We start from the raw sequence: 20,075 nt of genomic DNA, 5'->3' as shown, positions 1-20,075 counted from the left end.
TCCAAGGCGGGGCACCCCTCTTTTTTCTTTCCCTACCCTGCTCTTGTGCTTGCAGTGTGCTGTTTTTTTATTTATGCTCAAAAAAAGCATAACAATAGAGACGCGCTTCTTTCGAATCAGAAATTCATATTCCCCATTTTTTTATTCTATTTATGCTCAAAATGAGCATCAAGGATGAACATGATTCAGCATTTCCCCGTGGATGTCTGTCAGCCCGACGCCAAGGACACTTTGAGCCGTCAGATTACCTGGCATGAAGTTCCTTCCAAACTCAATCTGCAAAGCGATAAGGCCGCTTTGAAGCAAGCTCTGGCCAAGCAGTTGAAAGAGCAAGACGCCGTACTGGTGGCCCACTACTACACAGACCCGGATATTCAAGACCTGGCCTTGGAAACTGGGGGCTGCGTGGGTGACTCTTTAGAAATGGCGCGCTTTGGGCAGGAACATGAGGCCACCACGGTCTTGGTAGCCGGCGTGGGCTTTATGGCTGAATCCGCCAAAATTCTGAGTCCTGAAAAGCGCGTACTGGCCGTGCATGACGAGGCGACGTGTTCTCTGGATCTAGGTTGTGCCCCCGAAGATTTCAAGCAATTCTGTGCTGCGCATCCGGATCGGGAAGTGGTGGTGTATGCCAATACCAGCGCGGCTGTCAAAGCCCAGGCGGATTGGGTGGTGACGTCCTCCATCGCCCTGGACATCGTGCGGCATTTACATGCCCAGGGGAAAAAAATTCTGTGGGCACCGGATCGTCATTTGGGCTCTTATATCCAAAAACAAACCGGCGCAGACATGCTGCTTTGGCAAGGCTCCTGTCTGGTCCATGACGAATTCAAGGCCGATGGCTTGAAAGCCTTGATGAGCGAGCACCCCGATGCCCAGGTGCTGGTGCATCCTGAATCACCCGCTTCTGTTGTTGCGCTGGCGGATGTGGTTGGCTCGACAACGCAGCTACTGCGCGCTGCCATCAATCGTTCTGCCGACACCTTTATCGTCGCTACCGATCAAGGAATCTTGCATGCCATGCGCCAGCAAGCGCCGGGCAAAACCTTTTTGGCCGCCCCTACCGCGGGCGAAAGTGCTACCTGCAAAAGCTGCGCCTTTTGCCCCTGGATGGCCTTGAACAGTCTGGAAGCACTGCATCAACGCTTAAGTCAACCAGGCCCTGGCATTCAAGTAGATCCTGACCTGCGTGAAGGCGCCCGACGTTCTTTGCAACGCATGATGGATTTTGCTGCCGCTCAGCAGAACAATTTGCGCGTTAGTGTTGACCTGGCCGAGCACAGTCGGCAGTTCCAGCATGTAGGAGCTGCTTGATGCAATCAGGCTCGACACAGACGGAGGTGTTAATCATCGGTGCGGGGCTGGCTGGCACCAGTCTGGCTCTATCCTTGCCCTCCACCATGAAAGTGACTCTGCTCAGCAGCGCCCCCGCTCCCTGTGGGGCCAGCCCGATGGCCTTGGGAGGTCTGGCCGCCGTACTCAGTGCCCAGGACAGTCTGGAACAACACATTGAAGACACGCTGGAAGCGGGTGCTCGGCACTCGGATAAAGAAGCGGTGCGCGGGATTTTGCAAGCCGCGCCAGAAGCGGTGCATTGGCTACTGAAAAAGCAGGTTCCTCTGGACAGAACGGAAGATGGCCAATTGCACCTGACTCGCGAGGGTGGGCACAGCCAGCGACGCATCGTACACGCGGCCGATGCCAGTGGTTACGCCATCATGCAGGCTCTCCTGCCCCAATTGACTCGAGCCTCTCATATCCAGCAGCGTACAGACTGCCTGGCATTAGCCCTGCGCCGCAATGAACAAGGCGCGGTGGCTGGCGTGGATATCTACGACAAGCACACTCGTCGCTACGAAACTATGTTGGCGGATCATGTCGTGTTGGCAACTGGTGGGCTAGGTAGCCTGTACGCGCACAGCACCAATCCCGATAGCGCCTTGGGAGAAGGCATTGCCCTGGCCTGGCGCGCTGGTGCGGCGATACGCGATCTGGAGTTTGTGCAGTTTCATCCGACCTGCTTGCATGCGGAGGGTCCCACCTTCTTGCTAACTGAAGCCTTGCGTGGTGAGGGTGGACATCTGCTGGACAAGCAAGGTCGCCGCTTCATGCCGGATTACGACGTCAGAGCGGAGCTGGCTCCACGCGATATTGTGTCGCGTGCTATTGCCGCACAGATGCGGCAAGAAGGTAGCAGCCATGTCTGGCTGGATGTACGCCATCTTGGTGCGGACACTTTGCAGCAGCATTTCCCGAAAGCATTGGAAGAAGGTTTGCGGCGAGGACTGGATTTACGTCAGGATTGGGTGCCGGTAGCGCCTGCCGCGCACTACAGCTGCGGAGGGATTGAAACAGACTTGTCAGGCCGCACGACGGTAGCTGGTTTGTACGCCGTGGGTGAAGTGGCCTGCACAGGTTTGCATGGGGCAAATCGATTGGCCAGCAACTCCTTGCTGGAGTGTGTCGTCATGGGGCGCGCTACTGCCCAAGCGATTGCTGGAAGCAAGAGAATCCAGCGTTCAGCTTTGGTCCCTGAGACAGACATTGCAAATACAAGTTCGATGTCACGTTCATGTTCATACAAGAACTCCAATCCAAACTCCAGTTCCAGTTCCAGTTCCAGTTCCAGTTCCAGTTCCCAGGCTAGTGTCGGCCCGAATTGGGGTTTGAATTTGAACGCTAGTTCGCGCTCGACCCCAAACCCAAGACCTCCCCTTATGACTGCGGTGGCAGCCAATACAGTGGAAAACATAATCAACGACAAAGGACGTCACTATGGCAAAAACAATAGCTATAGCAACGGCAACGGCAACGGCAACGGCAACAGTAAAAACCGCAGCCCATCCACAAACAATCCACCCTCCCTGCCCGCCTTGCGCAGCTTGATGCAAGAGCATGTCGGCCTGTTGCGCAATCGCCAGGGCCTGACCTTCGCCCTGCGCACCCTTGATGATTGGCGCGAACAGATCCGCCAACTCCTCTGCACCCAAGAACAAGCCAGTCTAAGCCTGCAACTGGACGCAGCCTGGCTGCTGACCCAGGCTGCCTTGGCTCGTCCACACAGCCTGGGGGCGCATTTCAGGGTCGATTAAGTGCCTACCCTCCATGGGATAGAATAAAAAAATCAAATCAAGAGGCACCTCAACATGCAGGAGCCCATCCGATGGAGGCAATATGCGTTTACTCATGGTCGAGGACAATGAGGATTTGGGAGAGGCCATCGCCAGCCGGCTCAGCGCGGGCGGTCATAGCGTGGAGTGGGTCATGAATGGCGAGCAGGCCCTGCGCTATCTGGAAATGGATAATTGGGACGTCCTGCTCTTGGACATCATGCTGCCCGATCAGGACGGCTTCAGTATTTTGCGGCATCTACGTCGGCAAACGCCCAGCTTGCCCGTACTAGTGATGACGGCTCGATCAGAAATCGAGGACCGTGTTTCCATGCTGGACCTGGGGGCGGACGATTATCTGGTCAAACCGTTTGATCTGCGCGAGCTGGAAGCACGGCTGCGCGCCCTGATGCGTCGCCCCGCTACCACGCAAGCAGAAATCTGGCAGTTGGGACACGTCAGTATTGATATCGCAGCCCGGCGCATCAATAGCCGGGATCAAACCGTGGAGTTCGGCCAGCGCGAATTCTGCCTGCTGGAATTGCTCCTGAGTCGTGCCGGGCAAGTCGTCACCAAGGAACGGCTGATGATGCAACTGTTCAACTTTGATGAAGACTCCAGCCCCAATGCCGTAGAGCTACATGTCTCCCGTCTGCGGCGCAAGCTTAGCGATATTGCCATTCGCATCGACACGGTGCGTGGCACCGGCTACATGGCTAGCCTGGGCGATGTCAGCTAATGCGCCGCGCCCTGTCCATCCAGCAGCGTGTGCTGGCGCTGGCGGTGTGTCTATTGGCCGCCGCCCTTTTGGCCCTGGGTCTGGCGTCACGCCAATACGCCCAGCGCGCTGCCGATTCCGCTTATGACCGGCTTCTTAAAGCCGCCGCCCTGACCATTGCCAACGCTATTCAAATTGATGAAGGCGAGCTCTCCCTGGAACTGCCATACTCGGCCATGGCCATGCTGCCCGAACAGGAACACATTTTTTACAGTGTGCGCTCCACCAGTGGGCTGATTTCCGGCTACCCGGACTTGGGAGACGCCCTCCCACCCGCCAACAGTTCTGAACCCCGTTATGACACGATCAGCTATCACGACACGCCCGTGCGGGTCGCCACGATCGGGCGCTTGCTGACAGGTGAGCACTCATTGGGCCGGGGCTGGATCACCATACGCGTGGCCGAGACCTTGGGAACCCGGCAGGCGCTGGCCGACGAGCTGCTGGGCCGCAGTACCTTGTCGCTAACGGGCCTGATTTTGCTGGCACTGATGATTACCAGTCTGGGAATACGCCGTGCCTTCGCCCCCTTGGCAGAATTGGAGACCGCGCTTAGGGAGCGCTCTCACGACAACCTGCAGCCCATAGATACGCCAGTACCCAAGGAAATTCGCCGCCTGGTCGACACTCTGAATGCCTTCATGCAGCGTCTGCAAACCGCGGTAGGCACCCTGAACAATCTGGTCGCCGATGCGGCCCATCAGATTCGCACGCCTTTGGCGGCCGTGCACCTGCAAACCCAGCTAGCCATGGATCAGCCCGGCTCGGAGGCCGTACGCCCGCGTCTGCAACGGATTCTGAACAACACCACCCATGCTACCCATTTGCTGAACCAATTGCTGATGGATGCCACGGTCAGCCATCGTCTGGATCGCAGCACCATGCGCCCCTTGGACGTGCCCCCACTGATTCAGGAAATCCAAGGGCGTGTAGACCCGGACCGTGCGCATCGGCTGCAAGTCCACATTACCCCTTCGGCGCGACGTGCCCAGGTCTTGGGCGACCACGTTTCACTGCGAGAAATGCTGCGCAACGTGATCGACAACGCCATGCTCTACAGCGAGGAGCACATTTCGGTACGCATCTATACCCGGCCCAGTGGCTTGGTGGTATTTGATGTTTCTGACCTGGGCCCCGGCATCAGCGACGAGGACAAAACCCGCTTGCTGGAGCGCTTTCAGCGCGGCCCCAGCAGTCAAGGCAGACCAGGCTCGGGCTTGGGGCTGTCGATCGTGCGCACAGTAGTGCAAGCGCATCAGGGAACCTTGCTCTTGCGTGATCACTCGCCGCAAGGGCTGACGGTCCGCATCGAAATCCCGGCGCTGATCCAAGGTCCCAAACCTGCAAACACCCTGCCACAGACGCTGGCGATTCTGGCCTTGGTATTGACGGGCCTGCTTGCAAACCCCGATACCACTCATGCCCAGGACAAAATCGCACGGCCTGATATGGGTATACGCAGTCATGAGTACCCGGCGCTTGCTCCCAAGCAAAAAACAGACGATCAGCCTTTGCTGGTGATCGCGGGTCCTACCGATACGGAGCTGTTTGAAGTGCTGGTCCACGACTTCCAGCAAATCCAGCCTCAGGTCAGCATTCTCTACCACGAAATGGACTCCACGGCCCTGTATCGGCATACCACTGAAGGCAGCCTGCCTGACACGGATTTGCTGATCAGCTCGGCCTCGGACTTGCAGGTGAAGCTGGCTAACGATGGCTACGCTCGCCCCTACTCGTCCAGCCTGACCAATGCCATGCCCAACTGGGCACGCTGGCGCAATGAGGTGTTCGGCTTCACACTGGAACCGGCTGTCATCGCCTACGCCCCGTCCCGTTTACCGCCCGATTTACCCGCCTCCCGCGAGGCCCTGCTCCGACTGCTGGAGCGCAATAGCGGCAGCTTGATGGGACGCGTCGGCACCTACGACATCCAGATCAGTGGCGTGGGCTATCTGTTTGCGCTCTACGACGAACGCACCTCCTCCACCTTCTGGGGGATGGCCAATGCCCTGGGGCGTGTCGGCACCCGCTTGTATGCCAATACCGGCGCCATTCTGGACGATCTGGACAATGGCACTCTGGATGTGGCCTACAACGTGCTGGGCTCTTATGCCCGAGCCCGTCAAAAAGCCGGTTCGGACATTGCCATCGTCGTTCCCAGCGATTACGTCTCGGTGTTTACCCGCAGCGCCCTGATTCACAAACAGGCTCGTCGACCGGATTTGGCCGCCACTTTTATCGATTATTTACTCTCGCCCCGCGGACAGCAAACCATTGCGGGTCCGGCTGGATTAGGCCCGCTCAATGCCATTGAAACCGGCAGCTGGTTTACAAAACCCGTTTCAAATCAATCAATTGGAATCGTTCAACCACTTATCCTGAACCCTTCCTTGCTGGTGGGTCTGGACCCCACTCGACGCCAGCGCTTTCTACAAAACTGGCGGCGTCTGGTTACGGACACGCCCACCGGACTAGGGGATGTTCCCTATCAGCAGTGACAGGATGCTGACAGCTAGTGTCAACACAATGGAATGACATTGATCCTAAAAAAGTCCCGCATCATGACGGGACTCCAAACCAAGGAGACTCGAATGTCAGCATTCACCATCCCTAGCCGCCTTAGCCTGCTAGCCCTGTCACTCAGTGCCAGCATGCTTGCCGGTCAAGCGGCCTGGGCACAAGGCGATCAAGCGCAAGCCGCCGAAAAAGAAGGCAAGGTCATCGTCTACTCAACGACCGATACCAAGGCAGCCGCTCCGCTGATTTCCGCCTTTGAAGCGGCCAACCCCAAGATCAAAGTCGAATACCACGACATGAACAGCACCGAGCTGTACAACCGCTACATCAGCGAACAAGCCTCGGGCAGCAATAGTGGTGACGTGGTCTGGAGTTCGTCCATGGATTCGGCCATGCGCCTGGCCACGGACTACGCCGCCAGCTACGCCTCCCCTGAAATTCCCTCCCTGCCCAGTTGGGCCGTTTGGGAAAACAAGGCGTTTGGCACCACCTACGAGCCTACGGTGTTCATCTACAACAACCGTTTGATCAAGCCCGAGGAAGTGCCCAAGACCCACGCCGAACTGGCTAAATTGGTCGAAAGCGACAAGGACCGTTTCCGAAACAAGGTCACCACCTACGATATCGAGAAATCCGCTGTGGGCTATATGCTGGCCGCTCAGGACAGCAAGAAAGGCGACAGCTACTGGGATTTCATCAAGGGCGTAGGCTCGGCCAATCTGGTTCTGCAATCGTCCACCGGCACCATGATGGAGCGCGTCAGCTCGGGTGAAAACCTGATTGGCTACAACTTGCTCGGTTCGTATGCGGAAACCCGCGCCGCCAAGGACAAGGCCATCGGGATTGTGTACCCCTCTGACTACACCCTGGTCCTGTCGCGTGTGGCGTTCATCAGCAATAAGGCGCAAAACCCCAACGCTGCCCGTGTCTTCCTGGACTACATGCTGTCCAAAGACGGTCAGGACATCCTGGCCAACAAATCGGAACTGGCTTCGATTCGCTCTGACGTGGAAGGCGATAACGACGTGGACGGCCTGACCAAGAAACTGGCGGGTGTGGAACTGACCCCCATCCCGGTGGATTCGTCCCTGCTGGACTTCCTGAAACAAAAGGAACGTCTGGACTTCATCAAGCAATGGCGCGCTGCCGCCAATAAGTAAGACGCTTCGTCTTTGAATCGGGTGGTGGCCCCTGCCGCCACCCCGCCTCTTTTCCGCCTGGAATCCTTATCATGCAAGCCTTACGCCTTCGGTGGCAGGCCTGGCCGCGCCATGTCGTTGTTCTGATAACGGCATTGGCCATTTATGTGCCGCTTAGCCTGATCATCATCCAAAGCCTGCTATCCGCCCCTTTCTTCGCGGCTGACAAGTCTCTGGGGCTGGATGCCTTCCGTTTTATTTTCGACGACCCGGACTTTTACAAAGCCCTGGGTAGCGGTTTCATCATGGCCTTTGGCCTGGCCGGTATCTCGATTCCTTTAGGTGGCATTCTTGCTTTCCTGATGGTGCGTACCGATTTGCCGGGTCGTACCTGGATTGAACCGCTGATTCTGGTCCCCATTTTTGTCTCTCCCATGGTGCTGGGCTTTGGCTACATTGTTGCCGCCGGGCCTGTCGGATTTTTCTCCACCTGGACGCTGGACCTGATCGGTTTTGTGCCCTGGAACATTTATTCCTTCACCAGCATTGTCATCATTGCCGGTCTGACCCACGTTCCACACGCCTACCTGTACATTTCCTCCGCCCTGCGCAGCATGGGTTCGGACGTGGAAGAAGCCGCCCGTAGTGCCGGTGCCAGCCCTTGGCAAGTAATGCGCTCGGTCAGCCTGCCCATGGTTCGCCCGGCCATTCTCTATGCCTGCGTACTGCTGTTTTTCCTGGGCCTGGAAGTGTTTGGTCTGGTTCTGGTGCTGGGTGATCCCGAGGGCCACCTGGTCCTGGCCACCTACTTGTACAAGCTGACCAACAAGCTGGGCATCCCGTCCTATCACCTGATGGCCGCGGTTGCCGTAATTCTGATCGCCATGACCATTCCTCTGGTGATGCTGCAACGCCGTCTGATGCGTACCGCCAACCGCTTTGTAACCGTCAAGGGCAAGGCTTCCCAAGCTCGCTCGCTGCCACTGGGCCGCTGGCGCTGGGCTGCCGCCACACTGGTTGCACTGTGGCTGTTCTTTACCGTGATCGTGCCGGTTGTCGGCGTGGTGCTGCGTGCCTTTGTGTCCAACTGGGGCATTGGGGTGTCGCTGATGGACGTGCTTTCTCTGGATGCATTCAGACAAGTCTTTGGGCAAGCCAACCTGCTGCGCGCCATTCTGAACTCGATCGCGATTGGTGTGTTTGGGGGTGCCTTGGCAGTGATCTGCTACACCTTTATCGGTTTGGCCATGCACCGCAAGCCAGACGGCATCACCCGCTTCCTGGACTACAGCGTACTGGTGCCACGTGCGGTGCCCGGTCTGCTGGCCGGTCTGGCCTTCTTGTGGATGTTCCTGTTCGTGCCCATGTGGCTGGACCAGTCCCTGGAAAACGGCTGGTTGTCGGTATTGCCCATGGCGGAATGGCTGCGAGGCTCGGTCGTCGGTCCCATGCGTGCCCTGCGTAGCACCATCTTCAGTGTGTGGCTGGCCTATAGCGTGGTTTGGATGGCTTATGGCTTGCGCCTGATCTCCTCCACCCTGCTGCAAGTGGGTCCTGAGCTGGAAGAGGCGGCCCGCAGTACGGGTGCCCGCCCCGGTCAGGTCACACGACAGATCACCCTGCCTTTGGCGAAATTCGGCCTGATTGGCTCCTGGTTACTGATGTTCCTGATTTTCGAGCGGGAGTACTCCACCGGCGTGTACTTGCTGACGCCTGGTACGGAAACCATTGGCTCCATGCTGGTTTCCCTGTGGGCCACCGGTGCCATCGACATTGTGGCTGCCCTGTCTTTTATTAATATCGTTCTGGTGGTCATTGGCCTGACCATCGCATTGCGCTTCGGAGTGAAACTACGATGACCGAGCTGACTGTAGACAATATCCACCTGGCCTACGACCGCAACCCCGTTTTGAAAGGGGTCTCCATGAGCCTGAACAAAGGCGAAGTGGTTTCCCTGCTGGGTGCCTCGGGCAGCGGCAAAACCACCTTGCTGCGCGCCGTTGCCGGACTGGAACAACCATCCCAGGGCCGCATCGCCATCAATAATGACGTGCTGTACGACTCGCAGGCCCGTATCGACCTGCCCGCCGAAGCCCGCAATCTGGGCCTGGTGTTCCAGTCCTACGCCTTGTGGCCACACATGACGGTGCAGGAGAACGTCGCTTACCCCTTGACGCTGCGCAAGACACCCAAAGCGGAAAGCCGCCAGAAAGTGGACGCCATTCTGGATCAGCTGGGCTTGAAAGGTCTGGGCGAACGCTACCCCAGCCAGCTGTCTGGCGGGCAACAACAACGTGTCGCCATTGCGCGTGCTCTGGTCTATAACCCGCCTGTGATCTTGCTGGACGAGCCGCTGTCCAACCTGGATGCCAAGCTGCGCGAAGAAGCCCGCGTCTTCCTGCGCGAGCTGATTGTGCAGATGGGTTTGTCGGCTTTGATGGTGACCCATGACCAGGCAGAAGCCATGGCGATTTCGGACCGAATCTTGCTGCTGAACGGTGGTGAAATCGAGCAGCAAGGTAGCCCGCAAGAGGTCTACAGCAATCCAAAGACGCTGTACACCGCCGAGTTCATGGGCTCGAACAACCGTCTGCAAGGCAAGGTGACGGAACAACGTGACCAGCAAATCCGCCTAAGTGGGCCCGGCTGGGAACTGTGGGGCCATGCCGCCGCTCCCCTGAACGCTGGCCAGCAAGCCACCGCCGTGATTCGTGTCGAACAAGTGCAGTTGAATGCACAACCCGGCCCCGATACGCTGCAACTACAACTGTCCACCAGCATGTACCTGGGCGACAAGTGGGAGCACGTTTTCCGCATGGCCGACCCGTCTGCCGGCACCTTGCGTGCTTTCGGGCCCGAGCCCCTGCCCAGTGGTGTGCATCACCTGCAATTGCCACCCTCCAAACTGTGGATTTACCCCTCCTGATCCCCAGCCCAAACCGGGAGTTGCCCCCAGCGGCTCCCGGTTTACCCTGATTGCAAACTTTTGTAAGCACAGCTACTGTAGTCGCGTCACTACAGGCGGTATGAAAGAGACCTGTTCAGTCAGGCGCCGACGGAGCAACCACCCCGGAATCTCTCAGGCAAAAGGATCGTACCAGCCCGACACTCTGGAGAGCGGCGTTTGACGCCCACCGAAGGAGCCCAGCCAGACACACAGGTTGGATAAACTCTCAGGTCACAGGACAGATGGGGTATTGCCACTACTCGGTGGTAATTCACCTGTCAGGAGCCTGTTATGTCGCATATTGCCGTCATTGGCGCCGGTATTTCCGGAATCACCACCGCCTACGCCCTCAGCCTGAAAGGCTATCAAGTTACCGTTATCGACCGCCTGCGCTACCCCGCGATGGAAACCTCCTTCGCCAACGGCGGACAGCTGTCTGCGTGCAACGCCGAAGTCTGGAACAGCCGCAGCACCATTCTCAAGGGCTTGAAGTGGATGATGCGCAAAGACGCCCCACTGCTGTTCAACCCCAAACCAAGCTGGCATAAATACAGCTGGATGGCGCAATTTGTGGGCGCGATTTCCGGTTACGAGCGCAACACCGTGGACACCGTCAAGCTGGCCATCAGCGCCCGCGAGAATCTGTACCAGTGGGCCAAGGACGAAAACATTGATTTCGACCTGGAACAGCGCGGCATTCTGCACATCTACCACACCCCCGGCGGCTTTGAGTCCGGCAAAAAAGTCAGCCAGCTGTTGCACAAAGGCGGCTTGGAACGCCGCACGGTTACCAACGAAGAAATCCACCAGATCGAACCTGCTCTGCAAGGCACCTACTACGGCGGTTTCTTTACGCCTTCGGACGCCACAGGGGATATTCACAAATACACACGCGGTCTGGCCGATGCCTGCGCCAAGCGCGGCGTGAAATTTCTGCAAGATACAGAAGTCCTGGGTATTGATTGCGGCCCACCACACCGCATCCAGTTGCGTACCGGTGAAGGCGCTGAAGCCCACACCCATACACTGTCTGTGGATTCCTTGGTAGTTTGCGCTGGCGTGGGTAGCCGTCACTTGGCCCATATGCTGGGCGACTACATCAACATCTACCCCGTCAAAGGCTATTCGATCTCGGTGTACCTGGATACGCCGGAAGCCCAACATGCCGCCCCTTGGGTCAGTTTGCTGGACGAAGAAGCCAAGATTGTGACCAGCCGCCTGGGCAAGGACCGCCTGCGTGTGGCCGGTACGGCGGAATACAACGGCGCCAACAAGGACATTCGCGCCGACCGTATCGCCCCGCTGACCAACTGGACCCGTCGCAACTTCCACGACGCGGCTACCGACCGTGTTGTACCGTGGGCTGGCTTGCGCCCCATGATGCCGGACATGATGCCGCGCGTAAAAGCAGGCAGCCGCCCTGGCGTCTACTACAACACCGGCCACGGTCACCTGGGCTGGACACTGTCAGCCGCCACCGCCCAAATCATTACCGAAGTGATTGCCCAGAACGAGCGTCAGTCCGCACCTGCTCAATTTGCCACCAGTCCGGCAGCAACTGCTGCACCCGCCGCTGCCCATAGCGCTCGTCCAGCAGATACACAAAGCCTTGATCCTGTTCATCGCGAATCACACGACCCGCGGCCTGTGTAATCTTGCGTAGTCCCGGATACAGATAGGTATAGTCATAGGCCCGCCGCTCCCCAAAGAGCCGGGCCATGACTTGTTTGACGGACTCATTAGCCGGATTGAACTGCGGCAAACCCAAGGTGGCAATAAAAGCACCGATCAAGCGTTTACCGGGTAAATCCACCCCTTCTGAAAACGCCCCACCCAGCACCGCTAAACCCACTCCCTTCCCATCCAGCGTGAAGCGGTCCAGAAACTGCGTTCTTTGCAGATCGCTCATGCCCGGTTGCTGATGCCAAAGCGGCATATCCGGCCAGCGCTCCTGCAAGGCCTGACTGACCTGCTGCAGATAATCAAAGCTGCTCAAAAACAAGAGATAGTTGCCCGGCTGCTCCTGATACGCCTGCCCGACAATATCGCAAACGCCGCTCAGGCTCTGGGCCCGGTCGGCATAGCGCGTGGACAGACCGGCATATTGACGTACCCGCAACTGCTCAGCCCGATAAGGAGATGCCACGTTCAACTCTGCTGTGCTGGGCGGCAGACCCAAAACATCACGATAAAACTGCGAGGGGTTCATGGTGCCAGAGAACAGCACTACCCCGTGCGCGTCGCCATAGCGTTCGGCCAGAAACGGAGCAGGCACGATATTGCGCAAGTTCAGGAGCACGCCATCGCGCTGCGCCAAAATATCGAATAAGGAATGCGAGCCGAACTGTCCGGCCAGGTCCACAAAGTACAGCAGCTCGAAATAGAACTGCAGCAAGGGGCTGTCTTGCGGCATGGGATTCTCGGCCACATAAGCCCCTAAACGGGCCGCCAGATAGTCGCACTGCTCTAGCAGATCCTCCGGGATCTTTTCCAGCCCCCATTGGTCGCCGCCTTCCTCGGGTATCAAGTCCTCCATCAAGCGAGTCAAGGGGGCGAAATGACGCTTCAAGGCCGAAGGCGAGGCTTTACGCGCCATGCGCAACTGCACTTGCGAGAAAGACGCGGAATACATGGAACGGGCACGTTCAACCAGATTGTGAGCCTCGTCCACCAGAACCGCGCTGCGCCATTGCTGGGCCAGGGTCTGGCTATACAGCACCGCATGCGTGTCGAAAAAGTAGTTGTAGTCGCCCACAATAGCGTCTGCCCAACGCAGCATTTCCTGGCTCAAATAATAGGGGCAGACCTGATGCTCGCTAGCCACTTGCTGCAAGCGCTGGCTAGTCAGCATGGGTTGTTCCAGAGCTTGCTGACGAGCAGCCGGAAGGCGATCATAAAATCCTTCGGCCAGGGGACAGGATTGGCCATGACAGGCTTTATCCGGATTGGGACACTGCTTGTCGCGAGCCACCATTTCCAGCACCCGCCACGCACCCTCGCCTTCCGGGCTTAAGCGCTGCAAGGCGTCCAGCGCCATTTGCCGACCGGAGTTCTTGGCCGTCAGATAAAACAGCTTATCCAAACCCGCCTCGGGCATGGCCTTCAGGCCTGGAAATACGACGGCCAAGGTTTTGCCAATACCGGTGGGCGCTTGGGCTAAGAGGCACTGTGCGTCACGTTGGGCCCGGAACGCGGCCACGGCTAGCTGTCGCTGACCGGCACGAAATTGTTCATAGGGAAACTGCAACGCTGTACAAGCTTGATCGCGCGCCAGCCTGTGTTTTTGCTCCTGCCGCCCCCACTCTACATAAGCGCGGCATTGCTCCTCGAAAAAGGCCCACAGCGCTGCGCGCTCCAGATACTCGGAGATGCTGGTCTCTTTATGCTTGTCCACGTGGTAATACACCACGCTAACCGTCATCCCCGGCAAATCACGCTCCTGGCACAAGATGGCGGCATAGACCTTGGCTTGTGCCTGATGCAGACGTCTATGGTGCTCGGGGATAGCATCAAAGGCCCCACGATAGGTTTTCAGTTCCTCCAGGCAGTTGCTGACAGGATCAAACCCATCGGCTCGACCACGCACCAGCAGTCCTTCCATCTCGTACGACAGGGGCACTTCGGCTTCATAGTGCTCGGGGCGACGCAGCTTTAGCTGCTGGTGGCCAAGGATACCTTCCTGTGCTGTGGCCGCAGGCGTAAAGCGCAGGTCCAGATCCCCGCTACGTGCAGTAAATTCGCATAAGGCTCGTACACCTATCGTCCAGGCTTTCATGGCGATTCAGGCCGGGTCACATAGCAGACACGCGCAGGGATGGCATGTTGCTCGAAATAACTTAACCAACGCCGCTGGTTGTCTTGCAAGCGGTCTCCGGGGCCTTTTACCTCAATCAATTCATAGCTTTGCTGGGCGGGCATGAAGCGCACCAAATCCGGCAAACCGGAACGGTTGTCCCGCCAATCCTGCAAGATACGCTTGAACACCAGCTGCAAATGCTGGGCGGGGATGCAATGCAAGGCCTGTTCGATCAAGGATTCGTTCAGGGCAGGCCAGATCAGCAAGGGGCACTGCACGCCGCGCTTTTCCTGCCAGCGTTGCCAGATCACGGTTTTATAGTCTGCGCCATCCAGCACACTTAAAGATTGATCAAACAAGTTTTGCCTGCGCGACACAAAGTCCGGGTTACCCCAATCGGCCGGACAGGCTTGATAAGGGTGAAAAAATGCACCGGGCAAGGGAGCGAAAATGGCATCCCAGCTCAACAATCCCAATAAGGCCGGAAACAAGGCGTTTTCTACGTAAAAAACCGGAGCCAAGGGACTATCCCAATGGGCCAGCACCTGGGACTCGACCCGATTGCCGTCATCAAACAAAACCAGATCACTACGCTGCGTACGGCTTGTGGGCTTAGTGGATGGCGAGCTGGGCGGAGCTTCTACCGCCAGTTTGCGACGCAGCCGGGGCAGCATACGCAGCAGCTTCTGGGTTTCACTCTCATTTTCGGGCTGCTCCCACGCCTGACAAAACAAGGGCCAGGCCCCTTGATGCTTGTCCTGACGCTCCAGCACCCGCAATTGACGGTAACGGGCGCCCGGCCAGTTAGTCTGCCCATAGGCCTGCTCGGCCAAAGGCCACCAATGTTGGCGCTCGGCTTGCTGGCCTAGCTGAAACAGGGTTTTTGCCTTGCGTCGTTGAAGCCAATCACTGTCGGTCTCAACAGCCTGAACAGCGGCAAAGCGTTGGGCCCACAGATCTGGATCGGCCTCATCTTGCGCATCACGCAGCTCGGACAGGGTTTCATACAGGCGCACGTCCTCATTATGTCGAAACGCCCGACTAGACTGATCCAGAATCACAGTTTCGTATCTATACAAGCCAAGATCGCTGAGCACGAACTCGGACCAGTCCTGGTAATGATTGCCAAAAAACAGCAGCTGCAAACGCTGCGCCCAATGCATGACTTGTGGTGAGAGACGAAGCGTCGGAGCTTGCAGGCCGGGATCTGCACACCACTGCGTAAAAGGCCGGGCCTGTTCACCCTGCGTCTGGCCAATCCATTTCAGATAGTCTGACTTGCGCCCGGTGGCTGGCAGCTCACTGAACAAGCGGCGCAGCTCGGGAACGGTATGGACAGCAAACAACGTTTCCAGATCAAGCTCAGGATCGGTTTCTATCAGCTCGCAGGCCGCCAGCTCTTGCACGGCCTCTTCCAGATTTTCGATCTCGGCATAACGCAGCTTGTCGATACGGAACACCGGGCCTTTACGCATCAGCAAGCGTACCAGCAAGGCTTGCGCAGGCTGGGAAGCATGTCCAAAACGATGGCCACATTGGACGTGTTCAGGCTCCAGCAGGTCGGAACTGGCGTGCTGTACCCACTGCAAAACCTGGTGGAAATTGTGCAGATAATAAAAAGGAGGAAGCTCGGGCGGAATCATAAGCAGGCTGTGTATATATCCAGCTACTTTAGCACTCCTTCAAGCCGGGCGCGACTCCAACAAGCGCATCCAGTCCCGTAACAAGGTATTGAGGTTGTGGCGCTGCGTGGCATCCAGCCCTTCCAACAAATTTTCTTCATTGGCCAAATGATCCACCACGACCGCATCCACACAGGCCAGACCCGCAGGGCTCAAACGCACCAGAATACGGCGGGCGTCTTCCGGGTCAGCAATGCGTTCGATCAAGCCCTGCTTTTCCAGGCCCTGCAAGCGATGCGTCATGGTGCCGGAGCTAACCATCAAGGTGGAAAACAAAGCGGTAGGCGCCAAGGTATACGGCGGGCCGGAGCGGCGCAGACTGGCCAGTACATCAAACTCGCCCAACTGCAGGCCGTGACGCCTGAAGTTTTCACTCATTTGTTTTTGGACCAGTTGAAAACAGCGTGTCATGCGGCCCAGCAAGGCCATAGCGTCCAGGTTCTGCAAGTCTGGCCGCTGCTCGCGCCATTGATTAATGATCAGGTCTACCGCGTCGTGTTCTTCACTCATGATTTCTCGATTTCGATATTTATCTTGATATTAAGATAAATCATCCCTACACTGGCATTTATCTCGATATCAAGATACTTTCATCATGAACCGACTTTCTCTTTGGCTGGTGACGGCCTTGACCGCACTAGGCCCCGCCATCTGGGGTTCCACTTACATTGTGACCACAGAAATTCTGCCCCCCGACCGCCCTTTTATCGCGGCCTTTTTGCGCTGCTTTCCCGCTGGCGTGATGCTGCTCTTGTGGAGCCGACGCATGCCCGCCCCAGGCGACTGGGGCAAGACACTGATTCTGGCAGCCCTGAACATCGGGGCATTTCAAGCCTTGCTATTCGTTGCGGCCTACCGCCTGCCGGGTGGATTGGCTGCCGTTGTGGGTGCGGCTCAACCCTTGGTGGTGATTGGCCTGGCCTGGGCTTTGGAAGGCAAACGTCCGGTGACCATGGCCCTGGTCGCCTGCGTGATCGGTATTATCGGCATGGGTATTTTGCTGCTATCGCCAGAGAGCCAATGGGATACCTGGGGCATGGTCGCGGCCATTGTCGGGGCCCTGTGCATGGCCTTGGGCACGTACCTGTCGCATCGCTGGCGTAGTGGCATGCCCATTCTGGCCTTCACGGCCTGGCAATTGATGCTGGGTGGACTGATGCTGGCCCCTCTGGCCTTGTGGCTGGACCCACCGCTGGACAGTTCCTTGAGCGGCGTGCAAATCGGTGGCTATCTCTACCTGTGTCTGGTCGGTGCACTCCTGGCCTATACCCTGTGGTTCCGCGGGATTGCCGTTTTACCCTCTGTGGCCGTGTCTTCGCTGGGTCTGCTTAGCCCTTTGACCGCTGTAATTCTGGGGTGGCTGATTTTGGGTCAGGCCATGACAGGCTCCAGCCTGCTGGGCATTATTCTGGTGATGGGCAGTGTGCTGGCGGTGCAGTGGATCAGCAATCGGCCCGCCAAATAAGCATCTCGCGCCCATAAAAATAGCGCCCCTATTAACTATCTGGATGGGCGCGTAAGAGAGTTCACTATCTTGCTACTCCGCTAGAAGCAGCAAGATAGTGACTAATAGCGTTCTTGCAGAACTTGAGCCAAATCGGTTGCAAAGCGTTGAGCGTCTTTGGCATTCAGATTCGCAAAACTGACACGCAAGCCTTGAGCGGGGTTGCTCACCCCAAAGACTTGGCCGGATCGAACCAGCCAGCCACGTGCGGCCAAGCCTGCCAGTACCGGCTCGGCTTCCCGATCCAGCGGAATCCACAGATTGAAGCCTTCCTCGCTATCCCAAAAAGGAATGCCCTGCTTTTTCAAGGCTTGCATCAGATCGGCGCGAGCCTGTATGTAAGCGGCTTGTGCAACACGAGTCTGCGCCTTGATGTCGGCATCGGTCAGCCCATGAACCACCATTTGCTGCAACAGATGGCTGACCCACTGAGCCCCCGAAGCCAGACGTTGCGACAAGCGCTCGCTGGTTTGCAGGTCTGACGCGACCAGAGCCACGCGCAAATCCGGGCCCAGGCCCTTGGACACGGAACGGATCAAGGCCCAGCGCAAATGATCGGCAGGAATCACATTTCGATAAGGGCTGCTGGCCAGCATCCAGAAGTGGTCATCAATCATCAGCAACAATTCGGGATACTGCTTCAGAATTTGCTCAATCTGCTTGGCACGGGCACGGCTTAGCGAACATCCCGTAGGGTTGTGCGCACGCGGGGTCAGAATCAAGGCGCGCAGACCATCTTCCAAAGCCGCCTCCAGCGAGGCCGGCACAATCCCTTCGCTATCAACAGCAATACCCACTGGCTTGTAGCCCAGCGTATGCACGGAGTTGATACTGTTCAGGTAGCCGGGATCTTCAATCCCGACCTTATCGCCCGCCAGCAAAAAGGCTTGCAGCAAGCGCTCGATCGCGTCGACTGCGCCGTAACTGACGTGGTAATCGGTATCGGGGGGGGTGTCTTTATGGAACACCTGCTGACATACGGCGCGCAATTCGGGCACCAACGGGTCGGCGCCGTACAAAGCCTGGGTTTGACCACGCACCCCAGCTATCAATTGGGTAGGTGCAGGCAAATAGCCTGGCGCCGGATTGCCACTGGCCAGATCCTGCAAGGCCGAGCTGGCCCCATGCCCTTCCCGCGCCAGCTCCCGGATCGCCTCACGAATCCGTGTACCGCGACGGCCTTGTGCATCGGCCACCCCGGCCGAGACCAGGCGCTTGTATGCCAGGGCAACCGTATTGCGGTTCAAGCCCAGTGTTTGAGCCAGTTCGCGTACCGGCGGCAAAATCTGGCCCGGAGCGATTCGCCCCAGTGCCACTTGCTGTCGGATATCATCGAAAAGTTCCTTCGCATTGCTTCCCTGGATATTCATTTTGACCTATGACATAATAGTTTATGCGCGACCCGCAGGGTCGAGTTTATCTTTTTTTTCTTCCTTACTGGTGCGCCATGTCCGAATCCGCCCCTGATCTACTTCACACCGAGCATTATCCCACCTCCACCAGTGTAGAGGCATTTCGGGAACGCATTGCCCTGGTACAACAAAGAATTGATGCCGCCTGCGTGCGCTACGGGCGTGCCGCTGGCGATGTACGTTTGCTCACCGTCAGCAAAACCTTCGGAATTGACCGCATCCGCCTGGCTTACCAGGCCGGTTGTCGCCTGCTGGGCGAGAACAAGGTGCAAGAGGCCGAAGGCAAGTACGAAGCCCTGCGCGAAGAACTACCGGATTTGGAATGGGCTGTTATTGGACACCTGCAAAGCAATAAAGCCAAGTCCGTTGCACGCTTTGCTTCTGAATTTCATGCACTGGACAAGCTCAAGACCGCAGAAGCCCTGGACCGCCGCTTGCAAATTGAAGGCCGCAGTCTGGACGTTTTCGTGCAGGTAAACACCTCCAACGAGGACAGCAAGTTCGGTTTACCCCCGGAAGAAGTCCATGCTTTTGTGCGCGAATTACCACAGTTTTCTGCTTTGAAAGTCAAAGGCCTGATGACCTTGGCCTTGATGGACGCTGACCCGGAACGGGTACGGCCTTGTTTTGCCCTGCTGCGCAATTTGCGCGATCAATTGCGCAATGACATTGCCCACGCGGAAAACATCCGTGAGCTGTCCATGGGTATGTCGGGTGACTATGAAGTCGCTATTTCCGAAGGCTCCACGATTGTGCGCGTTGGACAAGCCATTTTTGGTGCTCGCGCCACGCCCAATAACTTTTACTGGCCCGTCTCCGATACGGCAACAACATCATGAATCCACTACGCCTGATCATCCGCCAAAACGGTAAAGAAATCGGACACTTTGAGTCCAGCCCCTGCTGCCCGCCCGAGCAGTTGATTACCGTGGCTCGCCACCTGATGACGCTGCCTGACAGCGAACTGGAACTGCAACAAGCCAAAGGCGAACACCGCATTCTGGATAGCGGACCGCATGGCTTGCGCGTGCTAAGCGCACAGGTTCTGTACGAAACCGTTGATTTGCAAGCCTGGTTACAGCAAGGCAGCAAAGTTACTGCCTGAATCTGATCGGTACCCGGCCATAAGCCTGCTACCCTGATTCGGCAAAGCGGCGTACCCAAGACGCCGCAACCATAAAAAACATACC

The 20,075-nt window shown here is 57.4% G+C and carries 14 protein-coding genes, 1 pseudogene and 2 riboswitches; of the genes and pseudogenes, 11 read left to right on the top strand and 4 right to left on the bottom strand.

Annotated elements, in window-relative coordinates; genetic code table 11:
* Window positions 1-174 precede the first annotated feature (174 nt).
* The 8 genes from nadA to ACLPGZ_RS12685 all read left to right on the top strand — a co-directional run bounded on the left by nadA (window position 175) and on the right by ACLPGZ_RS12685 (window position 12,144).
* Window positions 175-1,314, top strand: a complete 1,140-nt coding sequence (nadA, locus tag ACLPGZ_RS12720) for a quinolinate synthase NadA (RefSeq protein ID WP_239055548.1) — start codon at window positions 175-177, stop codon at window positions 1,312-1,314.
* Complete coding sequence (gene nadB, locus ACLPGZ_RS12715; RefSeq protein WP_429641437.1) at window positions 1,314-3,092, top strand: L-aspartate oxidase; 1,779 nt, start codon at window positions 1,314-1,316, stop codon at window positions 3,090-3,092. The genes nadA and nadB overlap by 1 nt, the downstream gene beginning before the upstream one ends.
* 82 nt (window positions 3,093-3,174) lie before the next feature.
* The gene (locus tag ACLPGZ_RS12710) at window positions 3,175-3,849 is read left to right on the top strand and encodes a response regulator transcription factor (protein ID WP_035267896.1); all 675 of its coding nucleotides are present in this window, start codon (window positions 3,175-3,177) and stop codon (window positions 3,847-3,849) included.
* Window positions 3,849-6,386: a sensor histidine kinase gene (locus ACLPGZ_RS12705; RefSeq protein ID WP_239055546.1), complete on the top strand. Its 2,538-nt coding sequence runs from the start codon at window positions 3,849-3,851 to the stop codon at window positions 6,384-6,386. Before ACLPGZ_RS12710 ends, ACLPGZ_RS12705 begins: the two co-directional genes overlap by 1 nt.
* A gap of 93 nt (window positions 6,387-6,479) precedes the next feature.
* Window positions 6,480-7,565, top strand: coding sequence for an ABC transporter substrate-binding protein (locus ACLPGZ_RS12700; RefSeq protein WP_080747931.1), 1,086 nt, complete (start codon window positions 6,480-6,482; stop codon window positions 7,563-7,565).
* A 71-nt stretch (window positions 7,566-7,636) separates the two neighbouring features.
* Window positions 7,637-9,403: an ABC transporter permease gene (locus tag ACLPGZ_RS12695; protein WP_035267900.1), complete on the top strand. Its 1,767-nt coding sequence runs from the start codon at window positions 7,637-7,639 to the stop codon at window positions 9,401-9,403.
* Window positions 9,400-10,470 carry an ABC transporter ATP-binding protein gene (locus tag ACLPGZ_RS12690; protein WP_083053668.1) on the top strand — a complete coding sequence of 357 codons (1,071 nt, stop codon included), beginning with the start codon at window positions 9,400-9,402 and terminating at the stop codon, window positions 10,468-10,470. The genes ACLPGZ_RS12695 and ACLPGZ_RS12690 overlap by 4 nt, the downstream gene beginning before the upstream one ends.
* 91 nt (window positions 10,471-10,561) lie before the next feature.
* Window positions 10,562-10,649: riboswitch (glycine riboswitch) on the top strand.
* A gap of 4 nt (window positions 10,650-10,653) precedes the next feature.
* A riboswitch (glycine riboswitch) is annotated at window positions 10,654-10,734 on the top strand.
* A 48-nt stretch (window positions 10,735-10,782) separates the two neighbouring features.
* Complete coding sequence (locus ACLPGZ_RS12685; protein ID WP_031232121.1) at window positions 10,783-12,144, top strand: D-amino acid dehydrogenase; 1,362 nt, start codon at window positions 10,783-10,785, stop codon at window positions 12,142-12,144.
* On the opposite strand, the pseudogene ACLPGZ_RS12680 reads toward ACLPGZ_RS12685, so the two are convergent.
* The 3 genes and pseudogenes from ACLPGZ_RS12680 to ACLPGZ_RS12670 all read right to left on the bottom strand — a co-directional run.
* A pseudogene (locus ACLPGZ_RS12680) lies at window positions 12,089-13,465 on the bottom strand (ATP-dependent DNA helicase); the annotation flags it as partial. The gene ACLPGZ_RS12685 and the pseudogene ACLPGZ_RS12680 overlap by 56 nt on opposite strands.
* A gap of 797 nt (window positions 13,466-14,262) precedes the next feature.
* Entirely contained in the window at window positions 14,263-15,930 is a 1,668-nt protein-coding gene (locus tag ACLPGZ_RS12675; RefSeq protein WP_226348842.1) for a VRR-NUC domain-containing protein, read from the bottom strand.
* A 39-nt stretch (window positions 15,931-15,969) separates the two neighbouring features.
* Window positions 15,970-16,479 carry a MarR family winged helix-turn-helix transcriptional regulator gene (locus ACLPGZ_RS12670; protein WP_009454519.1) on the bottom strand — a complete coding sequence of 170 codons (510 nt, stop codon included), beginning with the start codon at window positions 16,477-16,479 and terminating at the stop codon, window positions 15,970-15,972.
* An 85-nt stretch (window positions 16,480-16,564) separates the two neighbouring features.
* On the opposite strand from ACLPGZ_RS12670, the gene ACLPGZ_RS12665 reads away from it, so the two are divergent.
* Window positions 16,565-17,434 (top strand): DMT family transporter, encoded by an 870-nt coding sequence (locus tag ACLPGZ_RS12665; protein ID WP_083053673.1) that lies wholly within the window; start codon window positions 16,565-16,567, stop codon window positions 17,432-17,434.
* Window positions 17,435-17,535: 101 nt separating this feature from the next.
* Here ACLPGZ_RS12665 and ACLPGZ_RS12660 read toward each other — a convergent pair whose 3' ends face one another.
* Window positions 17,536-18,843 (bottom strand): aminotransferase class I/II-fold pyridoxal phosphate-dependent enzyme, encoded by a 1,308-nt coding sequence (locus ACLPGZ_RS12660; protein WP_239055543.1) that lies wholly within the window; start codon window positions 18,841-18,843, stop codon window positions 17,536-17,538.
* Between the two features lie 77 nt (window positions 18,844-18,920).
* On the opposite strand from ACLPGZ_RS12660, the gene ACLPGZ_RS12655 reads away from it, so the two are divergent.
* On the top strand, window positions 18,921-19,724 hold the full coding sequence (locus ACLPGZ_RS12655; protein ID WP_009454526.1) for a YggS family pyridoxal phosphate-dependent enzyme: 804 nt from the start codon (window positions 18,921-18,923) through the stop codon (window positions 19,722-19,724).
* The gene (locus ACLPGZ_RS12650; protein WP_035267915.1) at window positions 19,721-19,990 is read left to right on the top strand and encodes a hypothetical protein; all 270 of its coding nucleotides are present in this window, start codon (window positions 19,721-19,723) and stop codon (window positions 19,988-19,990) included. Before ACLPGZ_RS12655 ends, ACLPGZ_RS12650 begins: the two co-directional genes overlap by 4 nt.
* The last annotated feature ends 85 nt before the right edge of the window (window positions 19,991-20,075 follow it).

Origin of the sequence: Alcaligenes sp. Me129, from assembly GCF_050487245.1 — a bacterium.
Lineage (GTDB): Bacteria > Pseudomonadota > Gammaproteobacteria > Burkholderiales > Burkholderiaceae_B > Alcaligenes > Alcaligenes phenolicus.
The sequence above is the reverse complement of the archived record's forward strand: the minus strand, read 5'-3'. Positions and strand labels throughout refer to the sequence as shown.

Coding starts and splice junctions, on each gene's coding strand:
- ACLPGZ_RS12670 (WP_009454519.1), bottom strand. CDS start 16,479: ATGAGTGAAGAACACGACGCGGTAGACCTGATCATTAATCAATGGCGC.
- ACLPGZ_RS12700 (WP_080747931.1), top strand. CDS start 6,480: ATGTCAGCATTCACCATCCCTAGCCGCCTTAGCCTGCTAGCCCTGTCA.
- ACLPGZ_RS12675 (WP_226348842.1), bottom strand. CDS start 15,930: ATGATTCCGCCCGAGCTTCCTCCTTTTTATTATCTGCACAATTTCCAC.
- ACLPGZ_RS12685 (WP_031232121.1), top strand. CDS start 10,783: ATGTCGCATATTGCCGTCATTGGCGCCGGTATTTCCGGAATCACCACC.
- nadA (WP_239055548.1), top strand. CDS start 175: ATGAACATGATTCAGCATTTCCCCGTGGATGTCTGTCAGCCCGACGCC.
- ACLPGZ_RS12650 (WP_035267915.1), top strand. CDS start 19,721: ATGAATCCACTACGCCTGATCATCCGCCAAAACGGTAAAGAAATCGGA.
- ACLPGZ_RS12655 (WP_009454526.1), top strand. CDS start 18,921: ATGTCCGAATCCGCCCCTGATCTACTTCACACCGAGCATTATCCCACC.
- ACLPGZ_RS12660 (WP_239055543.1), bottom strand. CDS start 18,843: ATGAATATCCAGGGAAGCAATGCGAAGGAACTTTTCGATGATATCCGA.
- ACLPGZ_RS12705 (WP_239055546.1), top strand. CDS start 3,849: ATGCGCCGCGCCCTGTCCATCCAGCAGCGTGTGCTGGCGCTGGCGGTG.
- ACLPGZ_RS12710 (WP_035267896.1), top strand. CDS start 3,175: ATGCGTTTACTCATGGTCGAGGACAATGAGGATTTGGGAGAGGCCATC.
- ACLPGZ_RS12695 (WP_035267900.1), top strand. CDS start 7,637: ATGCAAGCCTTACGCCTTCGGTGGCAGGCCTGGCCGCGCCATGTCGTT.
- nadB (WP_429641437.1), top strand. CDS start 1,314: ATGCAATCAGGCTCGACACAGACGGAGGTGTTAATCATCGGTGCGGGG.
- ACLPGZ_RS12690 (WP_083053668.1), top strand. CDS start 9,400: ATGACCGAGCTGACTGTAGACAATATCCACCTGGCCTACGACCGCAAC.
- ACLPGZ_RS12665 (WP_083053673.1), top strand. CDS start 16,565: ATGAACCGACTTTCTCTTTGGCTGGTGACGGCCTTGACCGCACTAGGC.